The 14,848-nt window shown below is 33.3% G+C and carries 15 protein-coding genes and 1 pseudogene; 12 read left to right on the top strand and 4 right to left on the bottom strand.

Annotation, left to right across the window (positions count from 1 at the left end):
• The first annotated feature begins 49 nt into the window (after positions 1 to 49).
• From RT99_RS16370 to RT99_RS16345, 6 genes and pseudogenes are all read left to right on the top strand, one after another.
• Positions 50 to 388 (top strand): hypothetical protein, encoded by a 339-nt coding sequence (locus tag RT99_RS16370; protein ID WP_042565833.1) that lies wholly within the window; start codon positions 50 to 52, stop codon positions 386 to 388.
• Positions 385 to 1,500 (top strand): annotated as a pseudogene (locus RT99_RS16365) (YqjF family protein). Before RT99_RS16370 ends, RT99_RS16365 begins: the two are co-directional and overlap by 4 nt.
• A gap of 18 nt (positions 1,501 to 1,518) precedes the next feature.
• Entirely contained in the window at positions 1,519 to 1,866 is a 348-nt protein-coding gene (locus tag RT99_RS16360; protein ID WP_042565832.1) for a hypothetical protein, read from the top strand.
• 19 nt (positions 1,867 to 1,885) lie between these two features.
• The gene (locus RT99_RS16355; RefSeq protein ID WP_042565831.1) at positions 1,886 to 2,272 is read left to right on the top strand and encodes a hypothetical protein; all 387 of its coding nucleotides are present in this window, start codon (positions 1,886 to 1,888) and stop codon (positions 2,270 to 2,272) included.
• A gap of 122 nt (positions 2,273 to 2,394) precedes the next feature.
• Entirely contained in the window at positions 2,395 to 3,306 is a 912-nt protein-coding gene (locus RT99_RS16350) for a TIGR01777 family oxidoreductase (protein ID WP_042566041.1), read from the top strand.
• Positions 3,307 to 3,507: 201 nt separating this feature from the next.
• Positions 3,508 to 3,957 carry an SRPBCC family protein gene (locus RT99_RS16345; RefSeq protein WP_042565830.1) on the top strand — a complete coding sequence of 150 codons (450 nt, stop codon included), beginning with the start codon at positions 3,508 to 3,510 and terminating at the stop codon, positions 3,955 to 3,957.
• Between the two features lie 275 nt (positions 3,958 to 4,232).
• Here RT99_RS16345 and RT99_RS16340 read toward each other — a convergent pair whose 3' ends face one another.
• Positions 4,233 to 5,039 (bottom strand): hypothetical protein, encoded by an 807-nt coding sequence (locus tag RT99_RS16340; RefSeq protein ID WP_042565829.1) that lies wholly within the window; start codon positions 5,037 to 5,039, stop codon positions 4,233 to 4,235.
• Between the two features lie 217 nt (positions 5,040 to 5,256).
• Between RT99_RS16340 and gcvP the strand changes: the two genes are divergently transcribed.
• From gcvP to RT99_RS16310, 6 genes are all read left to right on the top strand, one after another.
• Positions 5,257 to 8,106 carry an aminomethyl-transferring glycine dehydrogenase gene (gene gcvP, locus RT99_RS16335; RefSeq protein WP_042565828.1) on the top strand — a complete coding sequence of 950 codons (2,850 nt, stop codon included), beginning with the start codon at positions 5,257 to 5,259 and terminating at the stop codon, positions 8,104 to 8,106.
• A 406-nt stretch (positions 8,107 to 8,512) separates the two neighbouring features.
• Positions 8,513 to 9,574, top strand: a complete 1,062-nt coding sequence (locus RT99_RS16330; protein ID WP_042565827.1) for a 3-oxoacyl-ACP synthase III family protein — start codon at positions 8,513 to 8,515, stop codon at positions 9,572 to 9,574.
• A 315-nt stretch (positions 9,575 to 9,889) separates the two neighbouring features.
• Positions 9,890 to 10,417, top strand: coding sequence for a methyltransferase (locus RT99_RS16325; RefSeq protein ID WP_042565826.1), 528 nt, complete (start codon positions 9,890 to 9,892; stop codon positions 10,415 to 10,417).
• A gap of 148 nt (positions 10,418 to 10,565) precedes the next feature.
• Positions 10,566 to 11,414: a glycosyltransferase family 2 protein gene (locus tag RT99_RS16320; protein ID WP_042565825.1), complete on the top strand. Its 849-nt coding sequence runs from the start codon at positions 10,566 to 10,568 to the stop codon at positions 11,412 to 11,414.
• 81 nt (positions 11,415 to 11,495) lie between these two features.
• Positions 11,496 to 12,245, top strand: coding sequence for an ABC transporter permease (locus tag RT99_RS16315; RefSeq protein WP_042565824.1), 750 nt, complete (start codon positions 11,496 to 11,498; stop codon positions 12,243 to 12,245).
• A complete protein-coding gene (locus RT99_RS16310; RefSeq protein WP_042565823.1) occupies positions 12,242 to 13,006 on the top strand; it encodes an ABC transporter ATP-binding protein in 765 nt (254 codons plus the stop codon). The genes RT99_RS16315 and RT99_RS16310 overlap by 4 nt, the downstream gene beginning before the upstream one ends.
• Positions 13,007 to 13,124: 118 nt before the next feature.
• On the opposite strand, the gene RT99_RS16305 is transcribed toward RT99_RS16310, so the two are convergent.
• The 3 genes from RT99_RS16305 to RT99_RS16295 are packed head-to-tail and all read right to left on the bottom strand — an operon-like array spanning position 13,125 to position 14,830.
• Positions 13,125 to 13,730, bottom strand: a complete 606-nt coding sequence (locus RT99_RS16305; RefSeq protein ID WP_042565822.1) for a SprT-like domain-containing protein — start codon at positions 13,728 to 13,730, stop codon at positions 13,125 to 13,127.
• A gap of 26 nt (positions 13,731 to 13,756) precedes the next feature.
• Positions 13,757 to 14,125, bottom strand: coding sequence for a four helix bundle protein (locus RT99_RS16300; RefSeq protein ID WP_042565821.1), 369 nt, complete (start codon positions 14,123 to 14,125; stop codon positions 13,757 to 13,759).
• A 27-nt stretch (positions 14,126 to 14,152) separates the two neighbouring features.
• Complete coding sequence (locus RT99_RS16295; RefSeq protein WP_042565820.1) at positions 14,153 to 14,830, bottom strand: SDR family oxidoreductase; 678 nt, start codon at positions 14,828 to 14,830, stop codon at positions 14,153 to 14,155.
• Positions 14,831 to 14,848: the final 18 nt, after the last annotated feature.

The raw sequence follows: 14,848 nt of genomic DNA, 5'->3' as shown, positions 1-14,848 counted from the left end.
TTAATTAAAACTTTCATTTTTTTCTGAAAGTTTAAAATACTCAATAACTATGAAAACTATAAAATTACTCAATACGTTTGCAATTGGACTTCCATTTTTGATATTGCTAACTTATCCTATTGCTAAAGATGAAGCTTTTATTAACGCCTTGGTTTCAACTAGTATAACAGGGTTCATTCAAGTGATTTTGGCAGTAAAAATGATATTTTCCGAACCTCGTAATACCTATCTTCAAATTTATATTGCTGGAGTTATCTTGTTTTTTTACATCTATCTCTTTAATCTAAATATTTATTATATCAACAACATTGGCGATGTATTATTTTGTCTTCCTCTGCTTCTTGCCATTTACCTTTCAGTAATAATCTATAAAAAAACCAGCAAATGAATTTCTTAAAATTCAAAAATAAATATATCATGACATTTACCACATTACATAAAATCAACAAAATATTTTATTTCACAACTCTTGGACTTTATCTTCTAGTCTATTTTGGAATGCTCTTTCAAATCGTATTAGGGATTGTACAAGTAACAATAGGAATTATTTTACTCGTAAAAATGAAGGAGCTCAGCAAAGAAAAAAAGAGAAAAATTCGACTTTACTGGATTTTGGTTTTGATTGATTTTTTTATGATCCTTACCAATTCTGCATTAGGAAATGATTTCGGAAATCTTATTAGTTTTTTTCTGTTTCCAATGGTAATAGCAACTTACTTCTACTTTTTGACAGCCAATATTACTTCTGATTCATTTCTAAAAGCAGAATGGAAAAACTTAGCTCTTTTGAATTATGAGGTAGATGCTGAAATCTTAGAAAAATATATTCCTGCAGGAACTGAAATAGATATCTGGAACAACAAATGTTATGTAAGTCTGGTTGGGTTTATGTTTAAAAACACAAAAGTTCTGGGCGTAAAAATTCCGTTTCATGTCAATTTTGAAGAAGTCAATTTAAGATTTTACGTAAAACGTTTTGAAAACGGCGAATGGAAACGCGGCGTAGTTTTCATCAAAGAAATTGTTCCAAAAAAAGCGATTACATTCATTGCAAATACTTTGTATCAGGAACATTATGAAACTTAGAAAATGAAACATGAAATTGTTGAAGATGATAATACGCAAACTTTTATCTATCAATGGAAAAATAAGGAACAATGGAGTACAATTCAATTAGAAACGGAAAAGAATCCAATAGAAATTGAAATCGGTTCTGAAGCTAAATTTATAACCGAACATTATTTTGGATATACAAAAATTGATGATGAAACTACTTTCGAGTATGAAGTTCAACATCCTGGATGGGAACAATTTAAAGTTCTAAATCATAAAATTGATATTGATTTTCAGGAAAATTATGGTCATGACTTTGAGTTTTTAGAAACTGCAATTCCAACTTCCGTTTTTCTTGCAAAAGGATCTGCCATTGAAGTAAAAAACAAACGCAAATTGGAAATTGCATACCTTTTGACACAACGCGGCTTAAATTATGAATATTAACCCAAAAAAATAATCGTCATGAATCTCAACATCATTGGATATTTTATCTATCTCGGCATTACGATTTTCATTATTCTAAGAGTTGGTAAAATCTGTTACAGAAACGGAAACATTTATGTCGCAGAACTCATCCCGAATCATGCGGATATCTGCCAGAAAATCAATCAGGTTTTGCTTTTGGGATATTATCTTTTAAACATTGGTTATTGCGCAATGACGCTTATTTCCTGGCAAAAAATTTCATATTCGACACAATTAATTGAAACCATCGGAACAAAAACAGCAATTATCATTTTCATCATTTCGATATTGCATTATCTCAATATCATTATTCTAACCAAGTACATTCATAAATTAATTAAATAATACCTTAAATTTAAATATCATGGAAACTACAAAAATCTTAATCGGTTACGGACTTTATTTACCAATCGCTTTATTTCTTACTTATTATGTTTCTAAAACTCTTTTTAAAAACGGAAAAATATTTATGCTGGACATTTTTAAAGGCCGTGAAGATATTGCCGAAGCCACCAACAAACTTTTTGAAACCGGATTTTATCTTTTAAATATTGGTTTTGCCTTAATGATTCTGGAAATGCAATTAAGCAACAACAGTTATCAGGAATTAATCGAAAGATTGAGCTACAAAATTGGCGGATTTTCTATTTATTTGGGAGTAATGTTGTTCTTCAATTTGTATTTCTTCTTTAGAGGAAAAAGAAAAGCCAAAGAAGCGCAACAAGAAGAAAGATTGGTTTTTAAAGCGTAATTATCATTAAAAGTTCGCCACGAATTTCACGAATTTTCACAAATTAACTTTTAGCACTAAAATTGCACATTTTAAAAATTAGTGTAATTCGTGCAATTCGTGGCAAAAAAAACATACTCAAAATGAACAAACTTATAATCGCAGCCGGAACAGGTTTTTTAGGACAGGTTTTAATCCATAAATTCAAAGATAAATTTGATGAAATTGTAATTCTGACCAGAGGAAAATCTAAAACAATTGACGGAATTAAATATGTAAACTGGAACGCAAAGAGTTTTTCCGGCTGGGAAAACGAACTCGAAAATGCAACCGTTCTAATTAATCTCGCAGGAAAATCGGTTGATTGCCGTTATACGAAAGAAAATAAAAAAGAGATTTTATGGTCACGGATTCAAAGCACAAGAATTTTAAACAAAGCGGTTTTGAATTGCACAAATCCACCGAAGCATTGGCTGAATTCATCAACTTCTACTATTTATCGTTTTTCATTAGATAAACAAATGGATGAGGTTGATGGCGAAATTGGAAATGATTTTTCTATAAATGTTGCCCTTTCCTGGGAAAAAGCATTTTTTAAAATCGAAACGCCAAATACTTTAAAAACGGCTTTGCGAACTTCGATTGTTTTGGGTAAAAAAGGTGGTGCATTTATTCCGTTAAAGACTTTGGCAAAAACAGGTTTTGGAGGCAAACAAGGAAAAGGAAATCAGTTTGTGAGTTGGATTCATGAAGAAGATTTTGCCAATGCAATTGATTTTATTATTCAAAAAGAAATGATCGGAATTGTGAATGTTGTCTCTCCGGAACCAGTTCGTAATGCTGATTTTATGCAGAAACTTAGAAAAGCAGTTGGTTTTCCTTTCGGAATTCAGTTGAATACTTTTTTGTTAGAAATTGGCTCATTCATTATTCGTACTCAGCCGGAGTTGGTTTTGAAAAGCAGAAATGTCATTCCGAAACGACTTTTGGATAATGGTTTTAAATTTAAGTTTGGAGATATTGATGAAGCTTTTGAAGATTTGTTACGCAAATAATTTATTATTTTCTGATAGCTCCAGCAGAGCGTAATATTTATAGAAAACATAAAAATACGTCGTTCTTTTAAGCTCCAGCGGAGCGATATATTGCTTTCTGATTATTCCTAAACATTCCACCCCGCTGGGGTTCTAAAACCTTTTTTTCATGGTTCTATAAATATAAACGTCCCGCTGGGACTTGAAATAAGCTGATTAATTATGACAACAATAAACCTCACAACAAAAATAAAAGCACCAAAACAAATTGTTTTTGATGCTTCACGAAATATCGATATTCATCAGAAATCTGCGAGTAAAACAAGTGAAAAAGCAATTGCCGGAATAACTTCAGGATTAATCAATTTAAATGAAACGGTAACCTGGCGCGGCAAACATTTTGGATTTTATCTCACACACAAAAGCCGGATTACCAAAATGAATTTGCACGATTATTTTGTCGATGAAATGGAAAGAGGCAAATTCAAATCTTTCAAACATCAGCATTTTTTTGAAGAAATAAATGGTTTTACAATTATGAAAGATAAATTGGAATATGAAACACCTTTTGGAATTTTTGGAGAATTATTTGATATTTTATTTCTCGAAAAACATATGACGCAGTTTCTTTTGGAAAGAAATAAAGTTCTAAAAGATGTTTCTGAAAAATAGCATAATTTAAATAAAGAATATAATATTTGGCTAAAGCCACTTTTATTCTGTCATTTTTACCTCCAGCTAAAGCTGGAGGCAATTCAAATAAATCATCTAAAATTTTCTTTAAAAAATGAATTTTCTCGCTTTACGGTTTGCGTGAGGGATAGAAGTGGAAAGCCCACAGCCTGACGAAGGAAGTGCGAGGACTTGCAGCGGATAGCCCGACCCGGAGGGACACGCCCAAAATATTATTATTTAGAATCCGATGTTGAACGCATCGGTTTTTTTATTTACAAAAACACTATCATCAGCCACCAAAAAATGGGTACGCTTTCGACCCAAAAAGAAGTATAATATTTTGATCGATTTGTATTGGCGAATAGAATAAACAACATCAAAGTAAGAACCATTACAAGATTGATAATAAGATCATGAAGTGTAAAACTCAATATTCCTAAAACCCAAAACGGAACTAATAATGAAAAGCCTAAAATTTTTGTACGCTTAACGCCAATTGTCTGCGGAACGGTTTGCAAATGCGGATCATCATTGGCTAAATCTAAAATCTCGAAAACCAGAATCAGCACAAAAACTAAGACAAAACGCTGAATGCATTTGATAAAAAAGTTGCCTGTAAAAGGAATTTCGGCATTTATATAAGGTAAAACCAGCGTTGCTCCTACCCAACAAAGCGCCACAATGTAAATTTTTACTCCGGCCCAGTTTCTGGCATTTTTACGATTTGGAAAAAACGGAAGTGTGTAGAGTGCAGTTATAGCAAATATTCCAAAGGAGACTATTTGGGTAATTCTTTTTAACTGAAAAAAATAATAGCCAACTAAAATCAGAGAAACAAAACTCAAAACTGCTATAATTTTTAACTGATTTCCGATTGGTTTTTTTTTCACCCGAACCAACGCATCATATTTAACAAAATTATACCCCACAATTGTTCCAAAAAAAACGAACAAAGCCATTTGTTCATCATATTGAATATGAAAGAAATAAAATGTTATATGAACTAATGCATAACACGACAAAGCCACATGAATACTACTATGGAGGTAAAAATCAAATATTTGTTTCAACACTTTCATTCCTTAAATCTAATCAATTATTAACAAATCAACTCTTTAGTTAGAAATTTCATAAAAATTGAAGTTAAAAATACCTATTAAATTATTAATAATACTTAATTTTGCGCCACAAAAAACAACACATTTACTATAAAATGTAATAAACCTTGTGTACACTGCTTAAATTGAAGTTTACGCTTTGTTAATTGCATTGCCCTTAAAAAATAGATAGCTACAAATGAGAACAGATGCTTTTGCTTTAAGACACATTGGCCCAAGAGAAACAGATCTTCAACACATGTTAAAGACTATTGGAGTGGAATCGATTGAACAACTTGTTTATGAAACTCTTCCGGATGACATTCGTTTAAAAGCGCCTTTGAATTTAGATCCTGCAATGACGGAGTACGAATTCGCAAATCACATTCAGGAATTAGGAAAGAAAAATAAGGTATTCAAATCGTATATTGGTTTGGGTTATCACCCAACGATAGTTCCTGCGCCAATTCAAAGAAATATCTTCGAAAATCCAGGATGGTATACGGCTTACACACCTTACCAGGCAGAAATTGCTCAAGGTCGTCTAGAAGCTATTTTAAATTTCCAGACTACGGTTATTGAATTAACAGGAATGGAAATTGCAAACGCATCTTTATTAGATGAAGGAACTGCAGCTGCCGAAGCTATGGCTTTGTTATTTGACGTTCGTACACGTGACCAAAAGAAAAACAATACAAACAAATTTTTCGTTTCTGAAGAAATTTTACCACAAACTTTATCAATACTTCAAACACGTTCAACTCCTATTGGAATTGAATTAGTTGTTGGAAACCACGAAAACTTTGATTTTTCGAATGAGTTCTTTGGAGCCATTTTACAATATCCGGGTAAATATGGTCAGGTAAACGATTATAGTGCTTTTGTTGCTAAAGCAAAAGAAAATGAAATCAAAGTTGCCTTTGCTGCAGATATTTTATCACTAGCTGCTTTAACTTCTCCGGGAGAAATGGGAGCTGCAGTTGTGGTTGGAACTACACAACGTTTTGGTGTACCAATGGGTTATGGTGGTCCACACGCTGCTTTTTTTGCAACTAAAGACGAATACAAACGATCTATGCCAGGTCGTATTATTGGAGTTTCTATTGATGTTAATGGAAATCGCGCTTTACGTATGGCATTAGGAACTCGTGAGCAGCACATTAAACGTGAAAAAGCAACTTCAAATATTTGTACAGCTCAGGTTTTATTAGCGGTTATGGCCGGAATGTATGCTGTTTACCACGGACCAAAAGGTTTACAATATATTGCAGGTAAAGTTCACGCATCGGCAGTTACTGCTGCTGAAGCTTTAAATAAATTAGGCGTTTACCAAACTAATACAGCTTACTTTGATACTATTTTAGTAAAAGCTGATGCTCAAAAAGTAAAAGCGATTGCTGAGAAAAATGAAGTAAACTTCTACTATGTTGATGCAGATACCATTTCGATCTCATTCAACGAAACAACTTCAGTTGCTGACATTAATCAAATTATTGCGATTTTTGCTGAAGCTTTAGGAAAAGAAACTTTTACTGTTTCTGAATTAACTGCTTCAAGTCAATTACCGGCTTCATTAGAAAGAACATCTTCTTTCTTAACGCATGATGTATTCAACAATCATCATTCAGAAAGTCAGATCATGCGTTACATCAAAAAATTAGAGCGTAAAGATTTATCGTTGAATCATTCGATGATTTCATTAGGTTCTTGTACGATGAAACTAAACGCAGCTTCAGAAATGTTGCCTTTATCGATGCCAAACTGGAACAGCATTCACCCATTTGCACCAGTTGAACAAGCAGAAGGTTATATCACAATGCTTAAAAAATTGGAGGAGCAATTAAATGTAATTACCGGTTTTGCCGGAACAACATTACAGCCTAACTCAGGAGCTCAGGGAGAATATGCTGGTTTAATGGCTATTCGTGCTTACCATTTATCAAGAAACGAAAGTCACCGTAATGTATGTTTAATTCCTTCCTCTGCTCACGGAACAAATCCTGCTTCTGCAGCGATGGCCGGAATGAAAATTATCGTTACTAAAACTACTCCAGAAGGAAACATTGATGTAGAAGATTTAAGAGAAAAAGCGATTGAACACAAGGATGATTTATCTTGTTTAATGGTAACGTATCCTTCTACTCACGGAGTTTTCGAATCTTCAATTATTGAAATCACGAAACTAATCCACGACAATGGCGGATTAGTATATATGGATGGTGCAAACATGAACGCGCAAGTTGGATTAACAAATCCTGCTACAATTGGTGCTGACGTTTGTCATTTAAACTTACACAAAACATTCGCTATTCCTCACGGTGGAGGTGGACCTGGAGTTGGACCAATTTGTGTGAACGAAAAATTAGTACCTTTTTTACCAACAAACCCAATCTTAAAAGTTGGTGGCGAACAAGCTATTACAGCAATTTCATCTGCACCTTACGGATCAGCTTTAGTTTGTTTAATTTCTTACGGTTACATCACAATGATGGGTGCCGAAGGATTAAAAAGCGCTACAGAACATGCTATTTTAAATGCTAACTACATGAAAGCCCGTTTCGAAGGACACTACCCAATTCTTTATACAGGAGAATGTGGAAGAGCAGCTCACGAAATGATTTTAGATTGTCGTTCGTTTAAAGAAAACGGAATCGAAGTTGGTGATATCGCAAAACGTTTAATGGATTACGGTTTCCACGCTCCTACGGTTTCTTTCCCGGTAGCTGGAACTTTAATGATCGAACCAACTGAATCTGAAGATTTAGCAGAATTAGATCGTTTTTGTGATGCTCTTATTTCAATCAGAAAAGAGATTGAAGCTTCAACAGCCGATGATAAAAACAATGTATTGAAAAATGCACCTCACACATTGGCAATGTTAACTGCTGACAACTGGAGTTTCCCTTACTCTAGAGAAAACGCAGCTTACCCATTAGAGTATATTGCTGAAAATAAATTCTGGCCATCTGTTCGTCGTGTAGACGATGCTTACGGTGACAGAAACTTAATTTGCAGCTGTGCTCCTATTGAAGCTTATATGGAAAACTAAGAAATAAGTTTTTCTTTAAATAATACATTTATTTATCCAACCCGACAGGTTTTTAAAACCTGTCGGGTTTATTTTTTGTTTCAAGTTTCAGATTTCAGCTTCAAATAACTTGAAACCTGAAACTTGAAACTTTATTAGTTTTCTATTTTAACACTTTTAAAATCTTCCGTTTCATTTATAACAAAATCAAAATGACTTTAAGAATTCTACGAAATAAAAATAAGTTCGCAAACAATTCGCAAACGTTTGAAATCTCGATAAAATCACAAAATCATTAGAAAATAAACAATATATCCATAAAAAAAATTACTATTTCATAATTATATGCATGCATAGTATTTTTTATGATAGTTATCATAAATTTATTTATAATTTAGCAATAAATTTATCGGATAATTAAGGAATAATGAAAATAAAAATAATTGGTATAGGAAGTTACATTCCTAATAAAGAAGTTAAGAATACTGACTTTGATAAACATATTTTTTTAAATGAAGACGGAACTCCTTTTGGATACCCGAATGAAGTTGTAATTAAAAAATTTAAAGGTATTACCGGAATTGAAAACCGCCGCTATGCCGAAGATCATCATACTTCATCTGATTTAGCTTTTTTTGCTGCTGAAAGAGCGCTTGAAAATGCCAATATCGATCGTGAAACTTTAGATTACATCATTTTTGCCCATAATTTTGGCGACGTAAAAACAGGTACACATCAAACTGATATTTTACCAAGTTTGGCCACTCGTGTAAAAAACAAACTGGATATAAAAAACCCTAAATGTGTGGCTTATGACATTCTTTTTGGATGCCCAGGCTGGATCGAAGGTGTTTTGCAAGCCAATGCATTTATTAAATCCGGAATGGCAAAAAGAGTTTTGGTCATTGGAGCTGAAACTTTATCAAGAGTTGTAGACGATCACGATCGCGATTCTATGATTTATTCTGATGGTGCCGGTGCTTCTATTTTAGAGGCTTCTGAAGATGACGAAACTGGTTTACTATCTTACGAAAGTGCTACTTATGCTAATGATGAAGCTAATTTCCTTTACTTCGGAAAATCATATAATCCAGATTTAGATCCGGATATAAAATACATTAAAATGTACGGTCGTAAAATCTACGAGTTTGCATTAATTCAGGTTCCTTGCGCAATGAAAAGCTGTTTAGACAAAAGCGGAATTGGAATCGATGAGGTAAAAAAAATCCTGATACATCAGGCAAATGAAAAAATGGACGAAGCTATTGTCGATCGTTTTTATAAACTGTACGACAAAACTGCACCTAAAGATATTATGCCAATGAGTATTCATGATTTAGGAAACTCAAGCGTAGCAACCGTACCAACTTTGTATGATCTTTTGATACAAGGAAAATTAGAAAATCACGAAATTAATAAAGGCGATGTTGTCATTTTTGCTTCCGTTGGAGCCGGAATGAACGTTAATGCCTTTGTTTACCGATATTAATTAAGTTATATAATAAGTCCCAGTGGGACGTCACATTTATAGAACAAATAATTCATTTTGGGAAAAGCTCCATCGGAGCGATATTTTGGCAAGTGGAAAACATATCGCTCCCATGGAGCTCTAAAAATCCATTACCTAATTATCTATAAAGATTACGTTTCTACGAAGCTATTAGTAAATCACATAAAGTATAAAGTTATAGTCCGCATTTGAAAACATATTTTAAATGCGGACTTTTGATTTTCATTCTAATTAAAAAATACAAAAAAGAAGATAACTTTGTATATTTGCGCCTTTGCCGATAAAAAATAAAAAATGTACGAAAAAACGTTTCCCAATAAAAGATTCAAACTTACTTTAGAATTTTTACAAAAACATGTCAAGACATCAGAAACCATTTTTGATTTTGGCGTACCCAATCCGTTCTCTAAAATAATGGAGGAAAATGGTTATACCGTAAAAAACACAAAAGGTGAAGATTTAGATAACGATCAAACGGCTTTGCAAACAGAAGAATATACTGTTTTTACGGCATTTGAAATTTTCGAACATTTATTAAATCCGTACACGATTTTAGAAAACGTAAAATGTGACAAATTGCTAATTTCGATTCCGTTACGTTTATGGTTTTCACCGGCATATCGTTCAAAAACAGACATGTGGGACAGACATTATCATGAATTTGAAGACTGGCAATTAGACTGGCTTTTAGAAAAAACTGGCTGGAAAATAACCGATCGACAAAAATTTACACATCCGGTAAAAAAGTTTGGTTTTAGACCACTTTTAAGATATTTCACTCCGAGATATTATATTGTTGTTGCCGAGAAAGTAAAATCGTAATATTTAAATCCCAAAAAATAAATTCCAAATTCCAATTTAGACCGTAGCGGTAAAAGTTGGAATTTGGAATTTAAAAAAGATTGGAATTTATTTTTAATTGTTGGAATTTGGTCCCGAGGCTTCGGGATAAAAAAAATTGGAATTTAAAATGAAGTATTACATCGTTATTCCCGCGCACAACGAACAGGATTTAATTGGTCTGACCTTACAATCTTTGGTTTCGCAAACTGTTTTGCCTTCCAAAATTGTGGTTGTAAACGACAATTCAACAGATAAAACAGAAGAAATCGTGTTGGGTTTTTCAAAAGAAAATCCGTTTATTTCTGTGGTTAATAAAACTTCGGATGCGATTCACATGCCGGGAAGCAAAGTGATTCAGGCTTTTCAGAAAGGTTTTGAAACATTGGATTCAGAATATGATATTATTGTAAAAATAGACGGCGATTTAATTTTTCCTTCCAATTATTTCGAGACAATTATCAATCATTTTCAATCTGATCCAAAAATCGGAATGGTGGGCGGATTCTGTTATATTGAAAAAAATGGCGATTGGGCTTTAGAAAACCTGACAGATAAAGATCATATTCGCGGCGCATTAAAAGCCTACAGAAAAGAAACTTTCCAGCAAATTGGAGGTTTAAAACCCGCTATGGGCTGGGACACAGTAGACGAATTACTATGTAAATACTATAATTGGAAAATAGTTACAGATGCTTCTTTACATGTAAAACATTTAAAACCTACTGGCGCAAACTACAATAAAACAGCACGTTATAAACAAGGCGAAGCTTTTTACACCTTAGGATACGGTTTTTGGATTACCGCAATTGCTTCGGCAAAACTGGCGATGATGAAGAAAAAACCATTCTTGTTTTTCGATTATATCACAGGATTCTGGAAAGCAAAAAAAGCAAAAACACCTTTATTAGTTACACCCGAACAGGCTAAATTTATAAGAAAATATCGTTTTGAGAAAATGAAACAAAAGTTAATTTGATTCGAAAAACAACCGAAAATCGGTAACTCATAACCCAAAACTCATAACTTATTTTTACCTTAGCCAATATTTGTAAAACTTATGATGCTAATTCGTTACTTATCTCAGATAGGAAGATATTTTTTAATGCTAAAAGAAATTTTTAATAAACAGACAAAATGGTCTGTTATGAGAAATTTAATTTTCAAAGAAATCGATGATTTGATTATCGACTCACTAGGTATCGTTTGTTTTATCTCTTTCTTCGTAGGAGGAGTTGTTGCCATTCAGACCGCACTAAACTTAACAAATCCGTTAATTCCAAAATATTTAATTGGTTTTGCTACACGTCAATCTGTAATTTTAGAGTTTGCCCCTACTTTTATTTCGGTTATTATGGCCGGAAAAATGGGTTCATTCATCACCTCGAGTATTGGTACAATGCGCGTTACAGAGCAAATCGATGCTTTAGAAGTAATGGGTGTAAATTCATTAAACTATTTAGTTTTCCCTAAAATTATTGCTTTGCTATTGTATCCATTTGTTATTGGTATCAGTATGTTTTTGGGAATTTTTGGAGGATGGCTTGCCGGAGTTTACGGAGGTTTTACAACAAGTGCCGCTTTTATTGATGGTGCACAAATGGAATTTATTCCGTTTCATATTGTTTATGCCTTTATCAAAACGCTAATTTTCGCAATGTTATTGGCAACAATCCCATCTTTTCATGGTTATTATATGAAAGGTGGAGCACTAGAAGTTGGTAAAGCCAGTACAGTTTCATTCGTTTGGACGTCGGTTTGTATCATTCTTTTTAATTATATACTAACACAATTGTTACTAGGATCATGATAGAAGTAAAAAATTTAGAAAAATCATTTGGAGATAGCAAAGTTCTAAAAGGGGTTTCGACAGTTTTTGAAACTGGAAAAACCAACTTAATTATTGGACAAAGTGGATCCGGAAAAACAGTATTATTAAAAAGTTTATTAGGAATTCATACTCCTGATTCTGGAACTATTGAGTTTGACGGACGAGTTTATGCTGATTTAGATCCGGATGAAAAAAGAGAATTAAGAACTGAAATTGGAATGGTTTTTCAGGGAAGTGCCTTATTTGATTCGATGACTGTTGAAGAGAATGTTGCTTTTCCTCTAAAAATGTTTACCAACGATAATAGAGCAAAAATCAAAGAGCGTGTTGATTTTGTTTTGGAAAGAGTTAATCTAGTTGATGCTCATAGAAAATTACCTTCAGAGATTTCCGGAGGAATGCAAAAACGTGTGGCTATTGCCCGAGCTATTGTAAACAATCCGAAATATTTGTTTTGTGATGAACCAAACTCTGGTTTAGATCCAAATACTTCAACTTTGATTGATAATCTGATTCAGGAAATCACTAAAGAATATAACATTACGACCGTAATTAATACGCACGATATGAACTCGGTTATGGAAATTGGTGAGAACATCGTATTCCTTAAAAAAGGTTTAAAAGCGTGGCAGGGAACCAAAGAAGAAATCTTTAGAACAGACAATAAAGATATTGTGAAGTTTGTTTACTCTTCAAACCTGTTTAAAAAAGTAAGAGAAGCGTATTTAAGAGAAGGATAAACTTTTTCAAATTCCAATATACAGGAAATTCCAAAAAAAAAATCCCAAATTCCAAAACTAAGCACGTTGGAATTTGGGATTTATTTTTTTGGTTTTTTTTATTGGAATTTACTTTCAGTTAATGATTTCCTGGTAAAAGTTCAACCTCAGCATTTGGATTAAAAAGATAGGTTCTTCCTGAGCTTATTTCGATGCATTCAAAACGTTTTGTTCTCACGGCAAGTTTCTTGAATATTTTTCCGTTTTTAATTCTGAAAACACTTCCATACGGAATCTCAAAAACATAGTTTTTATCGTTTTCCTTGTCGTATTGTTTTAAAGCCAGAGACAAAGTCGTATCTGTATCACTACTTGCTGTAGGATTCTTAAAATGACGCGCTAACAACGGCAATAATTGCCCCGGGAAAATCTCCGGACGAATAAAGGGAACCATTAATCTTTGAAAAGTAAATTTCCATTCATCCCCGTGCGGTTTAATATTTCTTCCAAACTTTTCAAAAGCAACCAAATGTGCAATCTCGTGAATTAACGTTATTAAAAAACGATATTTATTTAAACTTGCATTTACCGTAATTTCATGCTTGCCCGTATGACCGCGCCTGTAATCACCATGACGCGTTTGTCGCTCATTTACGATTTTCAGATGAACCTGATTGGCAACAATCAAATCAAATGCAGGCTTTACAGCATGCTCCGGAATGTATTTAGCTAAGGTTTCGTTCAAAATAATTATGAATTATAAAGTATGAGTTATGAGTTTACTAACTTGTTATTTTTCTTTGATGTAATTATTATGCTTTTGATGATTTTTAGCACTTCGCCACATTGATTATGCATTGACTCAAATTCTATTTGAGAAATATAATTTGTACCAATTAATATTTCTAACCAATACATTGATTCATCACACTCTTTTTGAGAAATTGATAATTTATGAATAAAATCAGCTTTACTTTGTGCATTAATGGCTTCCCGAACATTTGCCCCAACTGATGTAATTGAACGTAAAAATTGTTTACTCATCACAAACTCCTTCTTCTCCGCAACTAACCATTTGTAAAAATTAACTCCTCTAATAGCTAATTCAAAACTCTTAACCTTCACAATACTCTCACTCATAATTCATAACTTATAACTCATAATTAATTAAGGATTCGTCGAAGAAACCTCCAAAACCTTCCCATTAAAATATTTATTTCCATTTAAGGTAAAATCATAAATATAAGTGGCCATTCCTTCGGCCGAAATTGGCGCCTGATAACCTGGGAAAGCTTCATTTAACATTTCTGTCTGAACTGAACCTAAAGCCAGAACATTAAACGAAATTCCTTTTTCTTTATATTCTTCTGCTAATAATTCGGTTAAAGTAATTACGGCCCCTTTGCTTGAACTATAAGCTGCCAATCCGGCAAATTTAAGACTTCCTCTAACGCCGCCAATTGAACTTATGGTTACAACGTGGCTTCCGCTTTGAAGATAAGGCAAGCAAATTCTGGTAAGATTTGCCACTCCAAAAACATTCACTTTGTAAATGCTTTCAAAATCAGCCTGAGTCGTTTCTGCGAAAGGCTTCAATAACAACGCTCCTGCGTTATGTACAACGGCATCAACTTTTTTCCATGTTGAAGAAAGAAAATCTTCAACAACAGCCAAAGCCAATTCGTTTGCCAAATCAACCGAAAGACAAGTTATATTTTGATGTTGTAAAAGTGCCTGAGGTGTATTTCTCGAGATAGCCAAAACCTGATGGCCTGCATTGGCAAACTGCAAAGCAAGTTCATAACCAATTCCCCTACTCGTTCCGGTAACAATAATATTTTTCATGTGGCAAAAATAAGCAAT

The sequence above is a fragment of the Flavobacterium sp. MEB061 genome (assembly GCF_000834715.1).
Taxonomy (GTDB): domain Bacteria; phylum Bacteroidota; class Bacteroidia; order Flavobacteriales; family Flavobacteriaceae; genus Flavobacterium; species Flavobacterium pectinovorum.
Note: the sequence above shows the minus strand (reverse complement) of the source record. Positions and strands in the feature narration are given on the sequence as shown.

What these genes read in the sequence shown, in the direction of transcription:
- RT99_RS16370 (WP_042565833.1), top strand. Translation starts at nt 50, where the DNA reads ATGAAAACTATAAAATTACTCAATACGTTTGCAATTGGACTTCCATTT.
- RT99_RS16360 (WP_042565832.1), top strand. Translation starts at nt 1,519, where the DNA reads ATGAATCTCAACATCATTGGATATTTTATCTATCTCGGCATTACGATT.
- RT99_RS16355 (WP_042565831.1), top strand. Translation starts at nt 1,886, where the DNA reads ATGGAAACTACAAAAATCTTAATCGGTTACGGACTTTATTTACCAATC.
- RT99_RS16350 (WP_042566041.1), top strand. Translation starts at nt 2,395, where the DNA reads ATGAACAAACTTATAATCGCAGCCGGAACAGGTTTTTTAGGACAGGTT.
- RT99_RS16345 (WP_042565830.1), top strand. Translation starts at nt 3,508, where the DNA reads ATGACAACAATAAACCTCACAACAAAAATAAAAGCACCAAAACAAATT.
- RT99_RS16340 (WP_042565829.1), bottom strand. Translation starts at nt 5,039, where the DNA reads ATGAAAGTGTTGAAACAAATATTTGATTTTTACCTCCATAGTAGTATT.
- gcvP (WP_042565828.1), top strand. Translation starts at nt 5,257, where the DNA reads ATGAGAACAGATGCTTTTGCTTTAAGACACATTGGCCCAAGAGAAACA.
- RT99_RS16330 (WP_042565827.1), top strand. Translation starts at nt 8,513, where the DNA reads ATGAAAATAAAAATAATTGGTATAGGAAGTTACATTCCTAATAAAGAA.
- RT99_RS16325 (WP_042565826.1), top strand. Translation starts at nt 9,890, where the DNA reads ATGTACGAAAAAACGTTTCCCAATAAAAGATTCAAACTTACTTTAGAA.
- RT99_RS16320 (WP_042565825.1), top strand. Translation starts at nt 10,566, where the DNA reads ATGAAGTATTACATCGTTATTCCCGCGCACAACGAACAGGATTTAATT.
- RT99_RS16315 (WP_042565824.1), top strand. Translation starts at nt 11,496, where the DNA reads ATGATGCTAATTCGTTACTTATCTCAGATAGGAAGATATTTTTTAATG.
- RT99_RS16310 (WP_042565823.1), top strand. Translation starts at nt 12,242, where the DNA reads ATGATAGAAGTAAAAAATTTAGAAAAATCATTTGGAGATAGCAAAGTT.
- RT99_RS16300 (WP_042565821.1), bottom strand. Translation starts at nt 14,125, where the DNA reads ATGAGTGAGAGTATTGTGAAGGTTAAGAGTTTTGAATTAGCTATTAGA.
- RT99_RS16295 (WP_042565820.1), bottom strand. Translation starts at nt 14,830, where the DNA reads ATGAAAAATATTATTGTTACCGGAACGAGTAGGGGAATTGGTTATGAA.